Source organism: Acinetobacter sp. SwsAc6 (genome assembly GCF_013391565.1).
Lineage (GTDB): Bacteria > Pseudomonadota > Gammaproteobacteria > Pseudomonadales > Moraxellaceae > Acinetobacter > Acinetobacter cumulans.
The window spans coordinates 17,288-37,421 of the sequence record NZ_JACAXE010000004.1; the positions used below are offsets into that span (position 1 = coordinate 17,288).

Annotated in this window: 21 protein-coding genes; 13 read left to right on the plus strand and 8 right to left on the minus strand. The window is 41.8% G+C overall.

All coding sequences use genetic code 11. The annotated features are described in order from the left end of the window. The first annotated feature begins 249 nt into the window (after positions 1–249). A complete protein-coding gene (locus HYG93_RS03780) occupies positions 250–1,110 on the plus strand; it encodes an alpha/beta fold hydrolase (protein WP_106985352.1) in 861 nt (286 codons plus the stop codon). 393 nt (positions 1,111–1,503) lie between these two features. Here HYG93_RS03780 and hcaR read toward each other — a convergent pair whose 3' ends face one another. Beyond that, positions 1,504–2,409 (minus strand): DNA-binding transcriptional regulator HcaR, encoded by a 906-nt coding sequence (hcaR, locus tag HYG93_RS03785; RefSeq protein WP_117006844.1) that lies wholly within the window; start codon positions 2,407–2,409, stop codon positions 1,504–1,506. A 280-nt stretch (positions 2,410–2,689) separates the two neighbouring features. Here hcaR and hcaE point away from each other — a divergent pair, with 280 nt between their 5' ends. The 8 genes from hcaE (at position 2,690) to HYG93_RS03825 (ending at position 10,660) form a co-directional block, all read left to right on the plus strand. Beyond that, positions 2,690–4,057 (plus strand): 3-phenylpropionate/cinnamic acid dioxygenase subunit alpha, encoded by a 1,368-nt coding sequence (hcaE, locus tag HYG93_RS03790; protein WP_106985354.1) that lies wholly within the window; start codon positions 2,690–2,692, stop codon positions 4,055–4,057. After that, on the plus strand, positions 4,054–4,572 hold the full coding sequence (hcaF, locus tag HYG93_RS03795; RefSeq protein WP_106985355.1) for a 3-phenylpropionate/cinnamic acid dioxygenase subunit beta: 519 nt from the start codon (positions 4,054–4,056) through the stop codon (positions 4,570–4,572). Before hcaE ends, hcaF begins: the two co-directional genes overlap by 4 nt. Continuing rightward, positions 4,572–4,898 (plus strand): 3-phenylpropionate/cinnamic acid dioxygenase ferredoxin subunit, encoded by a 327-nt coding sequence (gene hcaC / locus HYG93_RS03800; protein WP_067763933.1) that lies wholly within the window; start codon positions 4,572–4,574, stop codon positions 4,896–4,898. The genes hcaF and hcaC overlap by 1 nt, the downstream gene beginning before the upstream one ends. Positions 4,899–4,900: 2 nt before the next feature. Beyond that, positions 4,901–5,716: a 3-phenylpropionate-dihydrodiol/cinnamic acid-dihydrodiol dehydrogenase gene (hcaB, locus tag HYG93_RS03805; protein WP_106985356.1), complete on the plus strand. Its 816-nt coding sequence runs from the start codon at positions 4,901–4,903 to the stop codon at positions 5,714–5,716. Positions 5,717–5,781: 65 nt separating this feature from the next. Beyond that, on the plus strand, positions 5,782–6,747 hold the full coding sequence (locus tag HYG93_RS03810; protein ID WP_106985357.1) for a 3-carboxyethylcatechol 2,3-dioxygenase: 966 nt from the start codon (positions 5,782–5,784) through the stop codon (positions 6,745–6,747). Between the two features lie 5 nt (positions 6,748–6,752). Then, a complete protein-coding gene (gene hcaD / locus HYG93_RS03815) occupies positions 6,753–7,982 on the plus strand; it encodes a 3-phenylpropionate/cinnamic acid dioxygenase ferredoxin--NAD(+) reductase subunit (RefSeq protein ID WP_106985358.1) in 1,230 nt (409 codons plus the stop codon). Positions 7,983–8,359: 377 nt separating this feature from the next. After that, positions 8,360–9,265: a DMT family transporter gene (locus HYG93_RS03820; protein ID WP_106985360.1), complete on the plus strand. Its 906-nt coding sequence runs from the start codon at positions 8,360–8,362 to the stop codon at positions 9,263–9,265. Between the two features lie 339 nt (positions 9,266–9,604). Then, positions 9,605–10,660 (plus strand): MBL fold metallo-hydrolase, encoded by a 1,056-nt coding sequence (locus HYG93_RS03825; protein WP_106985361.1) that lies wholly within the window; start codon positions 9,605–9,607, stop codon positions 10,658–10,660. Here HYG93_RS03825 and HYG93_RS03830 read toward each other — a convergent pair. Together HYG93_RS03830 and HYG93_RS03835 are read right to left on the minus strand one after the other, a co-directional pair. Then, positions 10,649–11,053 (minus strand): DoxX-like family protein, encoded by a 405-nt coding sequence (locus tag HYG93_RS03830; protein ID WP_106985362.1) that lies wholly within the window; start codon positions 11,051–11,053, stop codon positions 10,649–10,651. The two genes, HYG93_RS03825 and HYG93_RS03830, sit on opposite strands and share 12 nt — an antisense overlap. Beyond that, positions 11,046–11,486 (minus strand): thiol-disulfide oxidoreductase DCC family protein, encoded by a 441-nt coding sequence (locus HYG93_RS03835; protein ID WP_106985363.1) that lies wholly within the window; start codon positions 11,484–11,486, stop codon positions 11,046–11,048. The genes HYG93_RS03830 and HYG93_RS03835 overlap by 8 nt, the downstream gene beginning before the upstream one ends. A 355-nt stretch (positions 11,487–11,841) precedes the next feature. Here HYG93_RS03835 and katG point away from each other — a divergent pair, with 355 nt between their 5' ends. After that, positions 11,842–14,025 (plus strand): catalase/peroxidase HPI, encoded by a 2,184-nt coding sequence (gene katG / locus HYG93_RS03840; RefSeq protein WP_120365190.1) that lies wholly within the window; start codon positions 11,842–11,844, stop codon positions 14,023–14,025. A gap of 49 nt (positions 14,026–14,074) precedes the next feature. Here katG and HYG93_RS03845 read toward each other — a convergent pair whose 3' ends face one another. Genes HYG93_RS03845 through HYG93_RS03855 form a run of 3 tightly spaced genes read right to left on the minus strand, consistent with a single transcriptional unit; the run spans position 14,075 to position 16,098 of the window. Next, positions 14,075–14,743 (minus strand): hypothetical protein, encoded by a 669-nt coding sequence (locus tag HYG93_RS03845; protein ID WP_120365189.1) that lies wholly within the window; start codon positions 14,741–14,743, stop codon positions 14,075–14,077. Between the two features lie 10 nt (positions 14,744–14,753). After that, positions 14,754–15,461: a PD-(D/E)XK nuclease family protein gene (locus HYG93_RS03850; protein ID WP_120365188.1), complete on the minus strand. Its 708-nt coding sequence runs from the start codon at positions 15,459–15,461 to the stop codon at positions 14,754–14,756. Continuing rightward, positions 15,454–16,098 carry a TetR/AcrR family transcriptional regulator gene (locus HYG93_RS03855; protein WP_120365187.1) on the minus strand — a complete coding sequence of 215 codons (645 nt, stop codon included), beginning with the start codon at positions 16,096–16,098 and terminating at the stop codon, positions 15,454–15,456. The genes HYG93_RS03850 and HYG93_RS03855 overlap by 8 nt, the downstream gene beginning before the upstream one ends. 91 nt (positions 16,099–16,189) lie before the next feature. Here HYG93_RS03855 and HYG93_RS03860 point away from each other — a divergent pair, with 91 nt between their 5' ends. Then, positions 16,190–17,851 carry an acyl-CoA dehydrogenase family protein gene (locus tag HYG93_RS03860; protein ID WP_120365186.1) on the plus strand — a complete coding sequence of 554 codons (1,662 nt, stop codon included), beginning with the start codon at positions 16,190–16,192 and terminating at the stop codon, positions 17,849–17,851. Between the two features lie 60 nt (positions 17,852–17,911). Here HYG93_RS03860 and HYG93_RS03865 read toward each other — a convergent pair whose 3' ends face one another. Then, complete coding sequence (locus tag HYG93_RS03865; RefSeq protein WP_120365185.1) at positions 17,912–18,385, minus strand: Lrp/AsnC family transcriptional regulator; 474 nt, start codon at positions 18,383–18,385, stop codon at positions 17,912–17,914. A 137-nt stretch (positions 18,386–18,522) separates the two neighbouring features. Here HYG93_RS03865 and HYG93_RS03870 point away from each other — a divergent pair, with 137 nt between their 5' ends. After that, entirely contained in the window at positions 18,523–19,176 is a 654-nt protein-coding gene (locus HYG93_RS03870) for a LysE family translocator (RefSeq protein ID WP_117006833.1), read from the plus strand. Between the two features lie 93 nt (positions 19,177–19,269). Further along, a complete protein-coding gene (locus tag HYG93_RS03875) occupies positions 19,270–19,470 on the plus strand; it encodes a hypothetical protein (protein WP_117006865.1) in 201 nt (66 codons plus the stop codon). Positions 19,471–19,493: 23 nt separating this feature from the next. On the opposite strand, the gene HYG93_RS03880 is transcribed toward HYG93_RS03875, so the two are convergent. Continuing rightward, a complete protein-coding gene (locus HYG93_RS03880) occupies positions 19,494–20,075 on the minus strand; it encodes a DJ-1/PfpI family protein (RefSeq protein ID WP_106985370.1) in 582 nt (193 codons plus the stop codon). Positions 20,076–20,134: the final 59 nt, after the last annotated feature.

Genomic DNA, 20,134 nt, shown 5'->3' on the forward strand with positions numbered 1-20,134 from the left:
GCCCTTTTTTTATGCATCCATATTCCAGTGGAAAATACCCGATGCTTTTTAGGGAAATGAAATAAAAATAACTTAATAAAAACAAATATTTAAATTATATTAATTTTATTGCTTATGATCGTAATTTTGTATCAGTAGCTACGCGGATAGCGGGTAATATGCAATGGTAAAACTCAAAATATTTAATTCATTGGCGTTTAAATCCGGATGTGATTGAAACGCAAGTACGACGCTGTACGAGGAGTATGTATGAGCACAGTTCAAATCCCTGAATACACGACAGATTCATTCTTTGGTTTAGAAGATAAATGGATTGAAACTGCTGAAGGCGAATTAACCCATTACCACGAAATTGGTGAAGGTACACCGATTCTATTTTTACACGGTTCTGGTACTGGCGTATCTGCAGCTGCGAACTGGTGGTTAAACCTACCGCAAATTGGTGAGCAAGCACGTTGTATCGCAATTGATACCATTGGTTACGGCCAAACAGTAGTTGCACCAAATACAGCTTATGGTATTCGTGCTTGGGTAGACCATGCAGTGCGTACTTTAGATGCACTTGGCATTGAAAAAACTTGGTTGGTAGGTAACTCACTAGGTGGTTGGTTAGCATTCCAAATGGCGCTTGATTATCCTGAGCGTGTATTGGGTATCGTATCGATGGGTACGGGCGGTGCGAAACAAACTGCAGCGCTTAAAGCACATGCAAACCCTGTATTAACAGAAGAAGGCATCAAGAAAACTTTGTCTATGTTCGTTGTGAACAAAGACCTAATCACTGATGAATTGGTAAAAGTACGTTTTGCATCTGCTGCAAATGACTATGCATCAAACCGTTTGATGGACGTTGTTGGCGCACGTGACCGTGATCGTTTCGAATTCCCATTAGATTTCGAAAAAATGAAAGACATCACTGTCCCTGTACTTTTGATTCACGGTACACAAGACGTGGTGATCCCAGTTTCACGTACTTGGGACATCTTAAATATTGTGCCAAATGCTGATGCGCACATTTTCAGTCAATGTGGTCACTGGTCACAAGTTGAAAAATCGGCAGAATTTAACACAGTAATTAAAAACTACTTAGCAGTACATGGCGTGAAATAAGCCGTAACTGGATAAAAAAGAGTGCTTCGGCACTCTTTTTTTTTCAGCGGATGCTTTTAAAAAGAACATTATTTGTTACATTTAGGGTGCTTGGCATCGTTAAATGAGGGCTTGTTTGTATAACTTCGCTAAGAAAAAGGTCGTATTTATGGGTTGGATCTTAAACCAGCGTATTAGACTTAAGTTGTAATTTGACTAAAAAAGCCTAGGTTTATAGATATGGAAACATTTTCTTATAAGTTATTTCCCATAAAGAGTAGATGTTTTATACATAAAAAGAGTAAGACTTAAGTCTAGTTTGGATAAAAAGTGGGCAAAACCAGTCAAAAAAAAGCACCACTATTCATTTAAGAAATAATGGTGCTATATTTTTTAGTAAAAAGATATTAAAAATTAATTTTGTTCGCGGGCAATATCTAAATAAAACACGCGTGTGAGCAGTTCCATAAATTTGTTTACCGCAATAGATTCGCTATTTTTACGCCAGCTGACATACAAATCAAGATACGGCAGTTCGATGTCCAAAGGACGAATAACCGTATTGTTCATGGTCAGTGGTGCAATGTAGCCAGGTAAGATTGTACAGCCCAATCCCATGCCAATTGAGTTGATATTAAACAAAATATTATCGGCTTTTTGCACAATATTAAATTCAATATTATTGGCTTTGGCAAAGTCTAAAATGGCTGTATGTAGGGTCAGTGATTGCTCTGCGGCAGGAATAATAAAATCTATGCCATTCAGTGCTTTAACTGGAATTCGATCATATTTTACCAAAGGATGATCTTTAGGCAAAATGAAAATAAGAGGCTCACGCAATACGAACTGACTTTCAATTTCGTCGCTATTGAAATTATGACGGGTAAAAGTGATGTCTAGTTCACCTTTTTTCAATAATTTCATTTGCTCAACGTTGTTTAGGCTGAGTAATTCAATTTTGAGGTCAGGGTTTTGTACACGTAGGTTGGGCAGTACATACGGAAAGATTTTCATCTCTGCCACAGGGACAAAGCCAATACGGAGCATTTGTTGTTTGGCTTGTGAAACCTGACGTGCCATTGCAATGGCTTTGTCTGCTTGTGCCAAAGTTAAGCGAGCTTGTTCTAAGAACACGGCGCCTTCTTCAGTCAGCTCTACTTTACGCTTCGTGCGGTGTAGGAGTTGTACACCGACGTCTTCTTCAAGGTCTTTAATCTGTTGGCTTAGCGATGGCTGAGCTGTATAAAGTTTGAGTGCTGCCTTACTGAAGTTTAATTCTTCAGCAACGGTTATAAAATAGCGAAGGTGTCGTAATTCCATATATCTAGCCTAGGAGTAATCCAAAAAATGTCTTACTATGAGTTCAAGTCAGTATAATCTATAAACAACTATGTCGTGAAGTTGATTTTGCCATTTAGAAAATAAATGGCCTTGGCGGGTTTTATTGAAAGCGTATATCAAAAATATCTATTCTAATAATTGGTGAAAGCTCTTAATTAAAACAAAAAAAATATTTCCGCAAAACTCAGTGAAAATCCATCATCGTCGGAAAGTTGAGTCTATTTGTTTTGTGACCTAAGTGGCCACAGGAGAGCTTTTCATGAGTGGAAAAATTGATGTGCGCGAAATCGATGCTTTGGTCGATGCACAAAATGGACGTATTACGCCATCTATCTATACAGATCCTGATATCTACGAATTAGAATTAGAGCGTGTTTTCGGTCGTACATGGTTGTTCCTTTGCCATGAGAGCCAAATTCCTAAGGCTGGGGATTTCTTCAATACCTACATGGGTGAAGATCCAATTATTGTTGCACGTCAAAAAGACGGTTCAATCAAAGCATTCTTAAACCAATGCCGTCACCGTTCTATGCGCGTAAGCTTCGCAGACTGTGGTAACACACGTGCGTTCACTTGCCCATACCACGGCTGGTCATACGGTATTGACGGTTCACTTAAAGACATCCCACTTGAAGACCGTGCTTTCCCGCATGGCGCTTGTAAAGAGCAATGGGGTCTGGTTGAAGTTACCCGTGTTAAATCATACAAAGGCTTAGTATTCGCATGTTGGGATGAAACAACACCTGACCTAGAAGAATACATGGGCGATATCGCTTGGTACTTAGATGGCGTTTTAGACCGTCGTCCAGGTGGTACAGAAATTATTGGTGGTGTACACAAGTGGGAAATCGAGTGTAACTGGAAATTTGCAGCTGAACAGTTTGCATCTGACCAATACCACGCATTGTTCTCTCACGCATCTGCAATTCAAGTACTTGGCGCGAAACCAGACGACGAAGCTTCTAAGAAATTAGGCGCTGCGCAAACTGCACGTCCAGTTTGGGAAACTGCGAAAGACGCGATCCAATACGGTTCACGCGGTCATGGTTCAGGTTTCTTCTTTACAGAAAAGCCAGATGCTAACGTATGGGTAGACGGTGAAGTTGCAAACTACTTCCGTGAAACTTATGAAGAAGTTAAAGAGCGTTTAGGTGAAGTACGTGCATTACGTCTTGCAGGTCATAACACCATGTTCCCAACATTGTCTTGGTTAAACGGTACTGCAACACTTCGCGTATGGCACCCACGTGGTCCAAACAAAACTGAAGTTTGGGCATTCTGTATTGCAGACGCTGAAGCATCACAAGAAGTGAAAGAAGCATTTGAACGTTCTGCAACACGTGCATTTGGTCCAGCTGGTTTCCTAGAGCAAGATGACTCTGAGAACTGGATTGAGATTCAAAAAGTTTTACGTGGTTATAAAGCGCGTCAAAACAAACTCATTATGGAAATGGGTAAAGGCAACGAGAAAGTACGTGAAGACGGCATTCCAGGTATTACCAACTACATTTTCTCAGAAACTGCAGCACGTGGTATGTACCGTCGTTGGGCAGATCTATTGATTCATGAAAAATGGGAAGACGTTGAAGCTGCGGCTGACGAATATGAGAAGGAGCTTATGAAATGAGTCAAGTGAGTTTAGAACTTCATCATCAAATTAGTCAGTTTCTTTATCGTGAAGCAAAATTGCTTGACGATTGGAAGTTCCGTGATTGGTTAGCTGTATTAGCGGAAGATATTTCTTATACGCTACGCACAACACCAAACGCGCAAACACGTGACCGTCGTCGTTCGATTGAGCCGCCAACAACTTGGGTATTTAATGATACTAAAGATTTGTTGGAACGCCGTGTAGCTCGTTTAGAAACAGGTATGGCTTGGGCTGAAGAACCTCCTTCACGTACAACACACATGGTTTCAAATGTGATTGTTGAAGCGACAGAAGTTGAAGGCGAATACGACGTTTACGTAACGTACTTGTTGTACCGTACCCAGAAAGAGAAAGATGTAACAATCTACTGTGGTAAGCGTCACGACAAGATCCGCAAAGTCGACACTGAGCAAGGGTTCGAAATCTTCAACCGTAAGATTACCCTTGATCAGGTGACTTACAACTCACATAACCTGAGCGTGTTCTTCTAATGAATAAGATTTTTGTTTGCCAAGTTGACGAATTAGACGAAGGCGAAGCATTGAAAGTAGATTGCGGCGTTAACGGTATCGATGCGCTTGCAGTATTCAACAACAATGGCGAATTTTTCGCGATGAATGACCGTTGTTCACATGGTAATGCTTCAATGTCTGAAGGTTACCTTGAAGATGATGGCACTGTTGAATGTCCACTTCATTCGGCTCGATTCTGTTTGAAAACTGGTCAAGCATTATGCTTACCAGCAACAGATCCTATCAAGACATTCCCTGTGATTGTTGAAGATGGTGCTTTATACGTAGAGATGGCAGGAGAGTAATCATGGGTTGGCTACAAGGCGAAGTTGCACTTATTACTGGTGGTGGTTCTGGTTTAGGCTGGGCTTTGGTTGAACGTTTCTTAGAAGAAGGTGCACAAGTGGCCGTTCTTCAACGTTCAAAGGCAAAAGTGGATGCATTGAATGAGCACTTTGGTGGTAAGGTTCTTGCAATTGAAGGTGATGTAGCCAGCTATTCGGATAACGTTCGTGCAGTTCAAGCAACTGTAGAGCGTTTCGGTAAACTCGACTGTTTCGTAGGTAATGCCGGTATCTGGGATCACTATGCAGATATCGTCAATACTTCTGGCGAGCAGCTAGAAAAAGCCTTTGATGAGATTATGGGTATTAACACCAAATCGCTCATCTTAGGTGCAAAGGCTGCGCTTGATGCATTGATCGCTTCTGAAGGTTCTATCATATTTACTTTGTCTAATTCGGCACTGTACTCCGCTGGCGGAGGCCCTGTATATACTGCATCTAAGCATGCTGGTGTGGGTATTATGAAAGAATTAGCCTATGAACTTGCGCCTAAAGTACGAGTGAACGCTGTTGCACCATCAGGTATGAATGTGAATATCAAAGGTGCTGCATCTTTGGGTCAAGAAAACCTTGGCTTATTAGATGCACGTGATCCTGAGAAAATCGCACGTGGTATGCCACTGAATTTCTTACCTGAACCGGCAGAAATGACAGGTTCTTATGTGCTCTTGGCATCTCGTCAAAATAACCGTCCGCTGACTGGTGTTCTGATTAATGCAGAATGCGGTCTTGGTATTCGCGGCTTACGTCAGCCACGTGCGGGATTCTTTGACGAATAAAAATCTAGTCTTAAATGGACTTATCGGCAGCTAACCATTAGCTGCCTTCCTTTTTGGAGTCTCTCATGGCCGTTAAACTTATTTGTGCATCGCACAGTCCTTTGATGGAATTTGCTTCACCGCAAGATCAAGCGCAAGAACAAAAAGTCCGTTCTGCATTTGAAACACTTTCTGCTGAAGTAAAAGCTTACGACCCAACCCTAATCATCACGTTTGGTCCAGACCATTTTAATGGTTTCTTCTATGACCTTATGCCAAGTTTCTGCGTGGGTATTCGTGCCAAAGCAGCAGGCGACTGGGATTATGGTAAAGACAATGACCACATTGATGTACCTGAAGACAAAGCTTTGGCTATGGTTCGCCGTGTACTTGATGAAGGTGTTGACGTTGCGTACTCATACCGTATGCAAGCGGATCATGGTGTGACTCAGCCATTACATTTCTTATGTGAAGGCAAACTTGATCGTTACCCAACGATTCCAGTATTTATTAATGGCGCTGCAGCACCAATGCCAACCACAAAGCGTACCATCGCTTTGGGCCGTGCTGTAGGTCAGTTTATCAAGTCTTTAAACCTTGAAAACGAGCGTGTTCTTGTATTGGGTACTGGCGGTCTTTCACACGATCCGCCTACACCGCAAATGGGTTCTGTACCGCCAGAAGTGGAAGAGTTCCTGATTGCAGGCCGTAACCCAACGGAAGAGGCACGTAATGCACGTCAAGCGAAGATTATTGCTGTAGGTCAAAAATTGGCTGCGGGTGATACTTCTGTTGCTGTGCCATTGAGTCCTGAGTGGGATATCGCATTGCTTGAGAAATTCAAGAATGCTGATTTCGCTGCAATGGAAGCAATGAAAGAAGATGAAATCCGTCGTGACGGTGGCCGTGGTGGTCAAGAAGTTCGTTCTTGGATGGCAGCATTTGCAGCCCTTCACGAAATCGGTGAGTACGAAATGACGACTCACTGTTATGAAGATATTAGCGAGTGGATTGCGGGCTTCGGCATCGTATCTGCAGAGTTAAAGGGTTAAGAGATATGAGCAATATTGAAACCGTTGTAATCGTAGGTGCTGGTCAAGCAGGTGCGAGCGCGATTTTAGAACTTCGTGGGAACAAATACGAAGGCAAAATCATTTTAATTGGTGATGAAACGCATCTTCCTTATGAGCGTCCGCCATTATCAAAAGACGTGATTCTAAAACCTGAAGAAACCAAAATCGAAATTTTGTCAGAAGAAAAACTGACTGATCTTGGTGTAGAGACAATTCGCGGCAATGGCGTTGTGAAAATCAATGCAGACGCGAAGACTGTTGAACTTCAAAACGGTGACCTTGCTGCTTATGACAAGTTGCTTCTAGCGACTGGCGGTGCTGCGCGTCGTTTACCAAACTTTGATGCGTTGGGTAAACACGTTTATACACTGCGTAATCTTGAAGATTCACAAGCGCTAGTTCCAGTATTACAAGCTGGCCGTCGTATTATTTTGATCGGTGGCGGTGTAATTGGTTTAGAGCTTGCTTCATCTGCACGTTTCAAAGACTGTATCGTTACAGTGATTGAAATGGGTCCAATGGTGATGGGTCGTTCATCTCCACGTGTATTGAGCGAATTCTTATTGGCACAGCAGCGCCTTGCTGGTGTTGATGTACGCCTTGAAACTTCAATTGCAGATTGCAAATTGGATGGCGAAGAAATCGTTGTGACTTTAGGCAGTGGTGAAGAGCTTCGTGCCGATGCAGTGGTTTACGGTATTGGTATCGTGCCAAATGCACAGCTTGCGACTGAAGCTGGTTTAGACGTTGACCTTGCAATTAAAGTCAACGAAAACTGCCAAACTTCAAATGCTGACATTTATGCAGCAGGTGACGTTGCAACTCAGCTTCGTGACTGCGGTAACCACCGCCGTGTGGAAACTTGGGAAAATGCCAACCTTCAAGCAGGCATCTTCGCACGTCATGTGATGGGTGTTGAGCATCCTACGCCAAACCCTGCATGGTTCTGGACAGACCAGTTAGACATCAACTATCAATTTGTTGGTGATATGGCTGCGACTGAATGGCTTGTTCGCGGTGAAATCAATGCGGAACAACGCGCGGAATCTTCTTTCGTATTGTTCGGTGTGACTGACGGTGTGATCGTTGGCGGTATTACTGTAAATGCGGCTAAAGAAATGCGTCATCTTAAAAAGTTGATCAGCAAGAATGCAGCTTTTGAAGCTGATAAATATTTAGATCTAAGCCAAGATCTTCGTAAACTCGTGAAATAACCTTTGCGTTATTAATGAGTTTACAAAAGGGCAGACCTTGGGCAACCTAGGTCTGCTTTTTTATGGCTATATTTTTTGATGATTGAGGCATGACCGCAATTTGCATTTTAATTTTTAATGGCATTGCGTAGGTATGTCTTACTTTTCAATGATGATGAGAATATCAAAACCTCAAATTTTGTGTCATGGGTAACTGCTCACGCGCAGGTGAAGCCTCACTTTTGAGAGATCAAAAGTGACAAAAATCTTTCGATAAGCTGAAGGTATATCCCTATATCTCAGCTTATCGGTGGCATCCATGCCACCACGCGGAATAGATTTTGGGTGGATTTTCTGTGCTGCAATGCTTCTGAATTTATATTGCGATAGAACCATTTATGAACTCTAATTCCTCTCCCATGATGGTCACGGCAAGTATTTATGCTTTGCTGGTGTTGATTTGGGCAGCGACGCCGCTTGCAATTGTATGGAGTGTGGCAGAAGTGCATCCAATGTGGGTGCTGATCATCCGCTACTTTGGCGCATGTGTCATTGCTTTGGTTATTTTAGCGGTCATGCGTAATCCGCTGCCTTTTGACAAAGTATCGCTACAGAGTTACGTAGCAGGCAGTCTAAATTTGATTGGCGCGCAGCTGTTTATTTATTTGGCTGCCAATTATTTGACCTCTGGCTTGATGGCGCTGATTTTTGGTTTCTCACCGCTCATTGCAGGCCTGATTGGGCATGTGATTTTAAAAACGCATAAACTGGTGTGGTTGCAGTGGCTGGGCATGGCGGTTGCCGTCGGTGGCTTGAGTTTTGTCTTTTTAGATTCTGCCAACAGCAAGGTCAATCCGTGGGGCGTGGTATTGATGCTGATCAGTATGGTGTCATACATCAGTTCGATTTTTTGGGTGAAACAAATTAATGCACCTTTGAAGCCGATGTCACAGGCGACAGGTTCACTTATGGTATCTGCACTGGGTTCATTACTGCTGATTCCATTTATTTGGCAGCATTTTCCAACCGAAATACCAAGTAGTAATGCCATCATTGGTTTCTTGTTTACCATGATTTTGTCATCTATTGTGGCAATGCTGTGCTACTTCTGGCTGATCAAACGCCTAGCGGCTTCAACCGTGTCTTTAAGTAATGTGATGACGCCAATTATTGCACTGGTATTAGGCGCAACATTAAATAGCGAACACATTAGTGCTAATGCTGTACTGGGGATTGCTGTGGTGATGTTTGGTATTGTGCTGTATTTTTGGAAAGAGTGGCGCGAGCAGTATTTTGCCAAATAATATACGGTGGTGAAGGAAAGGGAGTCTGAGACTTCCTTTTTTTATGTCTCTTTTGATGTTTGGGTGAAAAATGTTCCATGTGGAACACCTACGATGTGTGTTTGATCTTTGTCCTTGTTGAAAGAACTTAAAAGTTGATCATGTTGCAAAGTCTAGACGCATAAATTCAACAGAATTTACATAAAATTATGGCACTCTTTATTAGCGTACAATGGCAGTTGATCGATTCAACGTAGACAAAGGTCCTGTAGGTGGTTGAAATTCGCTACTTTCGGTGTCACTGTAGAGGTTGAACTCGTCAGAGTTGGCATATTTAACATTGAAGAACTCGAAATATTCATGAAGCAAGATTTAGAACATAAAAATTTCCAGTTACCTGCAGCGCGTTGTTTGTCGCATACTTGGCAGCAACCTGTATTTGATTTTCTTGCATCAAATCATTTTAATGGCACGCATTTTTTAAATGCTTTGCGTCCGCCTGAAGCACATAAGCGCTCAAATTTTATTAAATGGATGTTAAAGCGACGTAGCTCAACATGGAAGGTCGATCGTAAGCGTGAATATGCGACCTTTGAGCAAGCGTCACGCTCTTTACCTCAAAATAGGCCAAATGCACGCTTAGATGATTGGCAGGTGTGGTTTGTAGGGCATGCAACCGTGCTCATTCAAATTGGCCCTTATAACTTGTTGACAGACCCTGTGTGGGCTGAATATGCAGGTCCGAAACAGGGCAGTGGACCACGTCGGGTTTGTCCTGCTGGGATTGCTTTAGAAGAACTGCCAGAAATTCATGCTGTTTTACTGAGTCATAATCATTATGATCACATGGACATTGCCAGTTTAAATTGGTTACATGAACGCTTTGCCATGCCAATTTATACAGGTTTGGGCAATGGTTATTATTTGCCAGAGCATTTCCAAGTCTATGAAATGGATTGGTGGCAGTCGGCATTATTGGGTGATTTAAAATTTGTATATACCCCAGCTCAGCATGGTTCGGGTCGAGGCTTGCGTGATCAAAACCGCGCATTATGGGGCGGTTTCTCTGTGCTGAATGGACAGGATCATTGCTTTTTTGCCGGTGACACAGGCTATTCACCACATTTTAAAGACATCTTTGCCAAATATGGCGCGCCACGGATAGCATTGTTGCCAATTGGTGCATACGAGCCACGTTTGCTGATGCGTTATTTGCACATGAATCCTGATGAAGCATTTCAAGCGCATAAAGACTTACATGCCAAATGTTCTTTGGCGATTCATTACCGTACTTTCCAGCTCACAGATGAGAGCCGTGAGCAGCCAGAAGAGGACTTACAAAAAGCACGTCAGAAATCGTCTAAGTTGATGAATCCGTTTATTTGCATCCGTGAAGGAAAACGCTTAACGGTTTAAGTCTGTATTTTTCGCATCTTGAATGAGCGCAATGGCAATCATCGAAAGTGTTGCCATTGCGAGGTTCATCACCAATGGATTAAAAGCCTGCAAAAAGTAACTTGGATCGAGCCATACAATTAATCCGCTTAAAAGTAGCATCGCCAGTAAATTGAGTGCATGTAAGCACAAACTTTTTCTCAAGATAAAAAACAACAGCCCAAATATAATTTCAGCACAACCTGACATTTGCATGAGTATGACCGCATGATCTGCAGTGACGCCTTGCAGTGCCCAAATACGTAATTCATCTGGAGCTTGTACTAAAATTTTAGGCACCAAGCCCTGATAGATCCATAAAGTCGCTAGCGTGGCATGAATGCCTAGCAGAATGTGTCGATGTAGTTTAGTCATGGATGGCATATTCTAAAAAATGCTGTTGGTTGTCTGTGGATGGCAACATGCAATAGTCGGTTGTACCAAACAATTGATAGCGATTCAGTGCGACACGCCGATATAAAAAATCACGGATGAATTGAGGAACCACATAGCCTGCACTGAGTAGCGAATAGGGCATGCCTAGGTGCTGCATGACTTTGAGCAAAGCTGTAGATTCGAGATAGCGTTGTCCATTGAAAATAACCACCATCGTGGTGTAATCCACTGTCGACATTGCATAATATTTTAAAATCGCTTCCCCAAGAGGCGATTGGACAGAAGCCAATTTAAATTTTTGCTGCGTATCATTTTGAATTAAAAACTTGGCCCAGCCATTACAAAGTACGCAAATTGCATCGAATAAAATAATGTTATGTTGCTGGATAATCTTTTCAATATTGTATTGCATCGCAGAGCACCTTTTTATCATTTTATACTTGAATATCAATAGTTTTATTTTAAAGAAAACTAGAAATATGATGATTTTGGGGAATCAATTTTTTGATTTTTTTTAAAAATTTCTAATATGGCTTATATAAATAATATTGCAAAATAACCATCAGTGTTGAATTTTAAATACATGCAGAAATCTAAATCTATGAAAAACAAAAATTCATTTATTTTTAATGTCTTAAATTGAATAAAACGATTGTTTTTATTCGTAAAACTCACTTCATATTGTCACCTAAAAAGGTTAAGTTAAAACTGGAATTAAAGATTTATACGGTTCGAAACATTACTTCATAATTATTTGGAGCTTTACAATGACACAGAATACGCAAGGCAAGTGCCCATTTCACCAATCAGGTGCACAGACCACGCAAGATACGACAAATAATGCATTTTGGTGGCCGAATGCCTTAAACCTAGACATTCTTTCGCAGCACGATAAGAAAACCAATCCTTTAGATCCTGACTTTAACTATGCAGAAGCTTTCAAATCACTTGATCTTGAAGCGGTAAAAGCAGACCTCCGCGATTTAATTAACAGCAGTCAAGAATGGTGGCCTTCAGATTACGGTAGCTATATTGGTATGTTCGTACGTACAGCTTGGCACTTAGCGGGTTCTTACCGCAAGCAAGATGGCCGTGGCGGTGCGAACACAGGCAACCAACGTTTTGCGCCACTCAACAGCTGGCCAGATAACGTCAATACAGACAAAGGCCGCCGCTTACTTTGGCCAATCAAGCGTAAATACGGTAACAAAATCTCTTGGGGTGATTTAATCGTTTTGGCTGGTACGGTTGCATACGACGTTGCGGGCTTAAAAACTTTTGGTTTTGGTGGCGGACGTGAAGACATTTGGCACCCAGAAAAAGACATTTACTGGGGCGAAGAAAAACAATGGTTAGCGCCAACTGAAAACCGTTATGGCGATGATGACAACCGTGAATCACTAGAAAACCCATTGGCTGCAGTGCAAATGGGATTGATCTACGTGAACCCTGAAGGTGTAGACGGTGTTCAAGATCCGCTGCGTACCGCGCAAGATATGCGTGTCACTTTCGACCGTATGGGTATGGATGACGAAGAAACTGTAGCTTTAACCGTAGGTGGTCATACAGTTGGTAAAGCACATGGTAATGGTAAAGCTGAAAATTTAGGTGCAGATGTTGAAGGCGCGGACGTTGAATTCCAAGGTCTAGGCTGGCACAACTCTGAAGGCACAGGCAATGGTGCAAATACCATGGTCAGCGGTTTAGAAGGTGCTTGGACAACGCATCCTGACAAATGGGATAACGAATTCCTTTATTTACTGTTCACTTATGAGTGGGAAAAAACACTCAGCCCAGCAGGCGCGAAACAATGGGAACCGATCAACATCAAAGAAGAAGATAAACCTGTTGATGCGCACAACCCGAATGTACGCCGTAACCCAATGATGACAGATGCCGATATGGCGCTGAAATTTGATCCTGCTTACCGTGCGATTGCAGAGCGTTTCTACAACAACCCTGCAGAGCTTGATGATGCCTTTGCACGTGCTTGGTTCAAATTGACACACCGTGACATGGGCCCTAAATCTCGTTACTTAGGTGCTGATGTACCTGCTGAGGATTTAATCTGGCAAGATCCAATTCCTGCAGGTACAGCATTGTCTGATGCAGACGTTGCGGATTTGAAAGCTAAACTGTTAAACAGCGGTTTATCTGCTGCTGAACTCATTGCAACTGCATGGGACAGCGCACGTACTTACCGTGGTTCTGACTTCCGTGGCGGTGCAAATGGCGCGCGTATTCGTCTTGCGCCGCAAAAAGACTGGGAAGGCAACGAACCAGCGCGTCTAGCGAAAGTATTAGCTAAACTTGAAGAAATCAAAGCAGCTTCAGGCGTTCAGGTCAGCATTGCAGACTTGATCGTATTGGGCGGTACAGCGGCAGTTGAGCAAGCGGCAAAAGCTGCGGGTGTAGAAGTGGCTGTTCCATTCCTATCAGGCCGCGGTGATGCATCTCAAGAGCAAACCGATGCTTACTCATTTGAAGACTTTGAGCCAAAAGCGGACGGCTTCCGTAACTTTGTGAAAGCGGACTACGTGGTTCAGCCTGAAGAGTTGCTGCTAGACCGTGCGCAATTGCTGGGCTTAACGGCTCCTGAAATGACTGTGCTTGTCGGCGGTTTGCGTGTACTTGGCGCGAACTTCGGTGACTCTAAAGCAGGTGTGTTCACAGACAATGTGGGTACATTAAGCAATGACTTCTTCGTGACCTTGACGGATATGGCTTACAACTGGAAGCCGACAGGTAAGAACTCGTACAACATTGTCAGCCGTGCAACAGGTGAAACGAAATACACAGCAACACGTGTAGACCTAGTATTTGGTTCTAACTCGATTTTACGTTCGTATGCAGAAGTGTATGCGCAAGACGACAACAAAGCGAAGTTTGTAAAAGACTTTGTTGCCGCTTGGACGAAAGTGATGAATGCAGACCGTTTTGATGTGAAGTAATTTGCATTGAGATGTAAAGAAACCGCCTGAAAAGGCGGTTTTTTATTACTTAGAGGATTTCAGTATGTTGGCTAAATTGTATTTTTGCAGATTGAACGATTTCATTAAATATTGGATGAGCTTGTATGAGAATATCTAAAGTGCTTTTAATTGGAGCTAGTGCATCCTCCAGAGTATCATTTTGATAATTTTGAATAACATCTTCTTGATTGAGAAAGGGGATTGGCAAATACCAATTTTGGCCATCTAGATTAAATTGAAACCCAAGCTTCTTCAGTTCGATAAATTTGTTATTTTGCTCAGAGCAAAAAAGCTTGAAGGCAGCTTTAGAGTAATTTGAAAAGCTATTTTTCCAGAATGTAAAATTGAAAACTGCCTTGTCGTATTCATTCGAAAAATAATTACTTAATCTCCAATAATTTGTATCATTATTACCCTCATGAATCAATTCGTAGTAGGCATATACATTTTTATGTGTTTTTGAGTTTTCAATATCAAAAGATTCTAATGACCATACGTTTGGTAAAAACCAAGTTTCATCCTCATAGAAATCGTATACTCCGATAAAGTCCTCATCAGAGGACTGAGTATGATTTTTAATGATTTGATCTATTGTGTCAAAAAACTTCTTTTCTACCGTATTTTCTAAAAGCTCTCTTGATTGTTCTAAAAGTTGAATATTTTGAATGATTAATATTTCAGCTTGTGAGTGGCTCATAAATTTTCCTTTAAAAATTATGTATATGCTCGGCAAATTGTTTTAAAAGCCACAAATTGTGAGGCAGTATGTCTTTTGTAGGGATAGACTTAAAAATAGCCTTAGCAAAAAAATTCCAAGAGACTGGTATTAATGTTTCAGATTTTATGTAGTTATTGGGGAGGTATCCACCTTTGGTCAAATAAATTACAGCCCATTTTTTTCCTTTTGATTTTTGAAGAGCAATCTCTTGGTATCTTTTTAATTGCTCAAAGCCTTCTGATGCATCTATTTTTACTTCAATGAAAAGCAGTAGGTTTTCGGCTTCAATTTCAATGTCAACACGATTTTTTCCATCTGAAATTGGATAGTTTTCGGCATAGCTGTAGTACGTTATAGGTGTCAAAAATTTATAAGATAAAGATTTTAAGAAGATATCTAAAACAAGGTTATTGAGTCCATGATCAGCATTGCAGTCAAAAAACCATTTAAGTACCTGACTGTTTCTTACTTCATCTCTTTTGAGACCTGCTGTTTGCCAAACATTTACGAATAAGCCTTGTTTTTTCATTTCAGTAATAGGTTTATACGCGATTTTAAAATTATTGAAAAAAGACTCTAATTGGTTAGCATTAATGGGAGTTAAAGTAATAGGAGGATCATCAATTTTTTCAGGAGATGGCATTTTCCATTGTTTAAAAAATAAATGCAGTTGTTGTTCAAACGTAGAGTTAAGCATAGTTGATTCTAGAAGAATTTTGATTTTTATTAGAAGTTAAGTAGATAGTAATACTATTTTCAAGCTGTTGCCACTCCCCAAACTCAGGTTCAATCAACAACGTCTGTGAAACAAAGCCATAACACACTCGTTGCATATTTAAAGCCATCGACTTGAGCTGTTCATTATCCTGTATAAATGGCTCAAGAATGCACTGCCACATCTGTACCATCATGGCATAACTCTTACGATAACTTTCAATATCCGAAATCTGTCGTTCCAACAAAAACACCTGCGACCACAAAAATTGCTGTGCTTGAATTTGCTCAATTTGAAAGTGAATAATTCGTTCTAAATACGCCTGAACATCTAAATCTGTGGATAACTTGATCAAGCTTTGTGCATAACTTTTTAAGTTTTCCGCATTGTGTTTCACATGCAAATGAATGGTCAGCGCAATCAAATCCTCCTTCTTAGAAAAATATTCATAGAACGTTCCCAAGCCCACGCCTGCAAGGTCGGTAATTTCACGAATGGTAATTTGACTGGCAGGACGCTCATGCAAAAGCCGAACAAAACTGTCCTGTAAGGCTTCTTGGGTCAGTTTGGCACGTGATTGACGTGGCTTGCGCCGTATTTGAATGGCTGAATTCTTCATATTTTTAAGCGTGGAAAACCGAACGCCTATGCTTTAAATTTTCTCTATACTGAAATGAAAAGCCAACAAGAACAAGCGGAAAATATAGACGATGAATACATTAGAACAGACATGGATGACGCATCAAATCAGCAACCAATTTGATGAACTGGAAAACTACAATCTATTTTCAAGCGATACGGTTTTACACGAAATCTTAAAACGCTACGGCAGCCATGATCAGTCGACTTTATGCGAAATGGGCAAAGTCGCAGGTTCGAGCGAATACTTTCAGCATGGGGCTTTAGCCAACAAACACACGCCAATCTTACATGCCTTCGATGCTCGTGGTCGCCGTACTGACTTTATCGAGTTTCATCCTTCATGGCATAAATGGATGGGACTCAACCGCCAGTTTGATACCCATGCGCATCCTTTTAATCAGCCTAACTCCAAGACTAAATGGGTGGAATGGGCAGCGCGCTTTTATCTTGCAGGTCAGGTCGAATGCGGTAACTTATGCCCAAACTCCATGACGCTCGGCAGTATTCCACTCATTCAGCGAGAGCCTGAACTATGGGCGAAAATTGGCGAGAAACTACTATCGACTGAATACGATGAACGTGATGTGCCGATTGCACAAAAAAAGTCGATTTGGCTCGGTATGGGCATGACTGAAAAGCAGGGCGGTTCAGATGTACGTGCCAATGAAACAATTGCGGTGCCTGTAGCAGAAACAGGACGAGGTAAAGCTTATCTGCTGACAGGGCATAAATGGTTTTTCTCTGCGCCGATGTGTGATGCGCATTTGGTGGTGGCAAAAACCGAACAAGATGGCTTGGCCTGTTTCTTTGTACCGCGCTGGCTGGAAGATGGCACCAAGAATAATATTCAAGTACAGCGCCTAAAAGAAAAAGTCGGTAACCGCTCGAATTCAAGCTCGGAAGTCGAATTCAAAAATGCATGGGGCATTATGATTGGTGAGGCAGGGCGCGGCATTCCAACCATTATTGAAATGGCGAATTACACCCGTCTGACTTGTTCGGTCGGTTCGAGCGCCATGCTTCGTCAAGCTTTGGTGCAATGCATTGCCTATACCCGTCAGCGTCAGGCTTTTGGTAAACATCTGATTGAACAACCGCTCATGCGTGCAGTCTTGGCAGATTTGGCTTTAGAAAGTGAAGCAGCGACGCAGCTCAGTTTCCATTTGGCGCAGTGCTACGAATCGGATGATGCCTTGTCTGTGGCGTGGAAACGCATCATGACCCCAGCAGCCAAGTTTTGGATTTGTAAGCGTGCGGTGGAACTGACCGGTGAGATGATGGAAGTCTTTGGCGGCAATGGCTATGTCGATAACGGCATCATGGCACGCATCTTTAAAGAAGCGCCTGTAAATACCATTTGGGAAGGTTCAGGCAATGTCATGTGCTTGGATGTACTGCGCGCGATTGGGCGCGAACCTGAATCCATTGAAGTGCTGTTTAAAGATTTGGCCAGTACAGCAAGTACAGATGAAAGCTTGCAAACTGAATTGCAGGACTTGTTCAGATTGTTCCATCAATCGCCTGAAGATTTGCAATTTATGGGACGCAGTTTAGTGAGCCGTTTAACGGTCTTGGCACAAGCGGTATTACTCAAACGCTATGCACCAGACTTTGTGGCAGATGGCTTTATTCAAAGCCGTTATAGTGAGAAACATGGGCAAGTGGTGGGGATGCTGGATGCCAAAATGGTCGATGTAGAGCGTTTGTTGGAACGGGCTTTTGCAAGCTAAATACTTTGGAATTCCCTCTCCCTTTGGGAGAGGGTTAGGGAGAGGGCTTCAGTCAGTATTTTATTTCTGACTGTGAATCGGATAGCCCAAGAAAGGCTTAATTTCTTTCAGCACAAAAATACTCTGCATTTCTTTAATGCCGGGTAAGCGGCGGATCGTCGACATCGAAAACTCAGCATAAGTGTCTAAATCCGGTGATACGACTTGTAGCAAGAAATCTGCATCACCGCCCACGCTATAACACGCGACCACATGCTCCAACTCAGTCACACGTTCTTCAAATTTTTTGGCTTCTTTTTCGCTATGGCTATCAATCGACACGCGGATAAACACCATCACGCCTTGGCCAATTTTTTTACGGTCTAATAAGACACCATAACCTTTAATCACTCGCGTGTCTTCAAGGTGCTTGACCCGACGCCAGCAGGGTGAGGTCGACATGCCAATCTGTTTGGCAAGTTCGGCATTGGTCGTGCGTGAATCTTCTTGCAGGATTTTTAAAATTTTGGCATCTGTCTTGTCTAAAAGGCTCATTGGTATAAATCACCTTAAAAATAAATTTATAGGTTATTTATACCCTTTTATGTGCTTTTTATAAAATAAATAGATCAGTTTTACCCATAAAATTATTCAAAAATAGTGCCATTCATTGCTCATCATACCTTTGCAAAATGGAACATTTCACACAGCTTTCGACTTATATTTTTACTTTGTTTTTGGCTGCTTTATTGCCAGGGCCGGGTATGACAGGTCTCATGTTTAAAACCTTATCGCAAGGTTATCAAGCTGGGATGGTCATGCTCTTGGGCCTGATGACCGCAGATATGATTTACTTGTCTGCTTCGATTTTTTTATTGAGTTATATCAATCAGCTTAGCCCGAATTTTTCATTTTATTTGATCGTCTTTTCAAGCTGTTATTTGCTGTATTTGGCTTACCAATTTTGGACTTTTAAGGGGGACTTATTAGCAAGCTCAAATGAGATGAATTTGGGTAAAACCTTTTCGGCATATAAAGATGGTTTACTCATTACCTTGAGTAATCCGAAAACCATTTCTTTTTATTTGGCTTTGGTACCTGCGATTTTTGGTTCGGTGTCTTTGCAGGAAAAAAGCCCGATGCTGATGTCTGTGACTTTGCTGACTTTGGCATTCATTGGCGGGCTTTATATTTTCTGTTCGCTCAGTTTAAAGAAAGTGCTCAAACCGCTACATGTACAGAAAATGCTGGTACGTAGCTTGGCCTGTGTAATGGGCTTTTTGGCGGTCAGTCTGCTGTATAAAGAACTGAATGTAATGGCGCCAGTCTATGCGAGCTTATTTTAAAGGCATTCAAAATAAGGCTTGAAATTTGCCAAAAATTGCCCAATATATGCACTACAGCACGAGGGTGCTACATAGGCAAAAAGGTGAATGCAAATGGCAAAGAAAAAAGTCCTGCCCGAAGTTGAAGTTCGCAACTTTGTGGCAAAACACATGAACGATTTTAACAAAAGCCAAACTTTTGTAGATCGAAAGAAAAATGCCAAACGTGGCTATGCAAAGCACAAAAAAGGGGGATATTCGAATGATTATCTCCCTTTTTATTTCAGTGTATTTTCTAAATTATCACTCTGCTGAATTCTTCCGCTTGAATATCTGCATTAAACAAATGCTGCATCATATTCCATACGTTTCGCTGTTTGCTTCGCAATCTCTAAGCCATGCAATTTGGCCACAATATAAAGCGATGCATTGATCCCCGAAGAAATCCCCGCAGCAGTAATGATTTTGCCTTCATCAACATATTTCACATCGCTGAGTACTTCAATGTGCGGATAATCTTGCGTCAGTCGTGCAATGTCCATCCAGTGTGTTGTGGCTTTTAAACCATTTAGCAAACCAGCTTCTGCCAAAATAAATGCACCGGTACAAATCGAAAAAGTCAGTTGAGCCTGTGCATGACGCTGCAGTAGCCATTGTCTGAGTGGCACGTTATACATTTCGACAGTTTCGGCCCCAAGTCCACCTGGAATCACAAGAATATCAATATGCGGGGCAGTGTCTAAGGTGTAATGGCTGGTGATTTGCAATCCATTGCGAGCACTAATTTGAGCGTGCTCAGATACAGTAAATACATTAAATAATTTTTTTTGCTCTGCATTGCTACAAATTGAAAAGACTTCAAAAGGGCCTGCAAAATCTAAGACTTCTACTTCATTAAATAACAAGATACCGACATTCATAGTGTCACTTCAGTTGTGTGTGAATGATTGAATAGTATTGATTTTATAGCGTTTTATTT

Coding starts and splice junctions, on each gene's coding strand:
- HYG93_RS03780 (WP_106985352.1), top strand. CDS start 250: ATGAGCACAGTTCAAATCCCTGAATACACGACAGATTCATTCTTTGGT.
- hcaR (WP_117006844.1), bottom strand. CDS start 2,409: ATGGAATTACGACACCTTCGCTATTTTATAACCGTTGCTGAAGAATTA.
- hcaE (WP_106985354.1), top strand. CDS start 2,690: ATGAGTGGAAAAATTGATGTGCGCGAAATCGATGCTTTGGTCGATGCA.
- hcaF (WP_106985355.1), top strand. CDS start 4,054: ATGAGTCAAGTGAGTTTAGAACTTCATCATCAAATTAGTCAGTTTCTT.
- hcaC (WP_067763933.1), top strand. CDS start 4,572: ATGAATAAGATTTTTGTTTGCCAAGTTGACGAATTAGACGAAGGCGAA.
- hcaB (WP_106985356.1), top strand. CDS start 4,901: ATGGGTTGGCTACAAGGCGAAGTTGCACTTATTACTGGTGGTGGTTCT.
- HYG93_RS03810 (WP_106985357.1), top strand. CDS start 5,782: ATGGCCGTTAAACTTATTTGTGCATCGCACAGTCCTTTGATGGAATTT.
- hcaD (WP_106985358.1), top strand. CDS start 6,753: ATGAGCAATATTGAAACCGTTGTAATCGTAGGTGCTGGTCAAGCAGGT.
- HYG93_RS03820 (WP_106985360.1), top strand. CDS start 8,360: ATGAACTCTAATTCCTCTCCCATGATGGTCACGGCAAGTATTTATGCT.
- HYG93_RS03825 (WP_106985361.1), top strand. CDS start 9,605: ATGAAGCAAGATTTAGAACATAAAAATTTCCAGTTACCTGCAGCGCGT.
- HYG93_RS03830 (WP_106985362.1), bottom strand. CDS start 11,053: ATGACTAAACTACATCGACACATTCTGCTAGGCATTCATGCCACGCTA.
- HYG93_RS03835 (WP_106985363.1), bottom strand. CDS start 11,486: ATGCAATACAATATTGAAAAGATTATCCAGCAACATAACATTATTTTA.
- katG (WP_120365190.1), top strand. CDS start 11,842: ATGACACAGAATACGCAAGGCAAGTGCCCATTTCACCAATCAGGTGCA.
- HYG93_RS03845 (WP_120365189.1), bottom strand. CDS start 14,743: ATGAGCCACTCACAAGCTGAAATATTAATCATTCAAAATATTCAACTT.
- HYG93_RS03850 (WP_120365188.1), bottom strand. CDS start 15,461: ATGCTTAACTCTACGTTTGAACAACAACTGCATTTATTTTTTAAACAA.
- HYG93_RS03855 (WP_120365187.1), bottom strand. CDS start 16,098: ATGAAGAATTCAGCCATTCAAATACGGCGCAAGCCACGTCAATCACGT.
- HYG93_RS03860 (WP_120365186.1), top strand. CDS start 16,190: ATGAATACATTAGAACAGACATGGATGACGCATCAAATCAGCAACCAA.
- HYG93_RS03865 (WP_120365185.1), bottom strand. CDS start 18,385: ATGAGCCTTTTAGACAAGACAGATGCCAAAATTTTAAAAATCCTGCAA.
- HYG93_RS03870 (WP_117006833.1), top strand. CDS start 18,523: ATGGAACATTTCACACAGCTTTCGACTTATATTTTTACTTTGTTTTTG.
- HYG93_RS03875 (WP_117006865.1), top strand. CDS start 19,270: ATGGCAAAGAAAAAAGTCCTGCCCGAAGTTGAAGTTCGCAACTTTGTG.
- HYG93_RS03880 (WP_106985370.1), bottom strand. CDS start 20,075: ATGAATGTCGGTATCTTGTTATTTAATGAAGTAGAAGTCTTAGATTTT.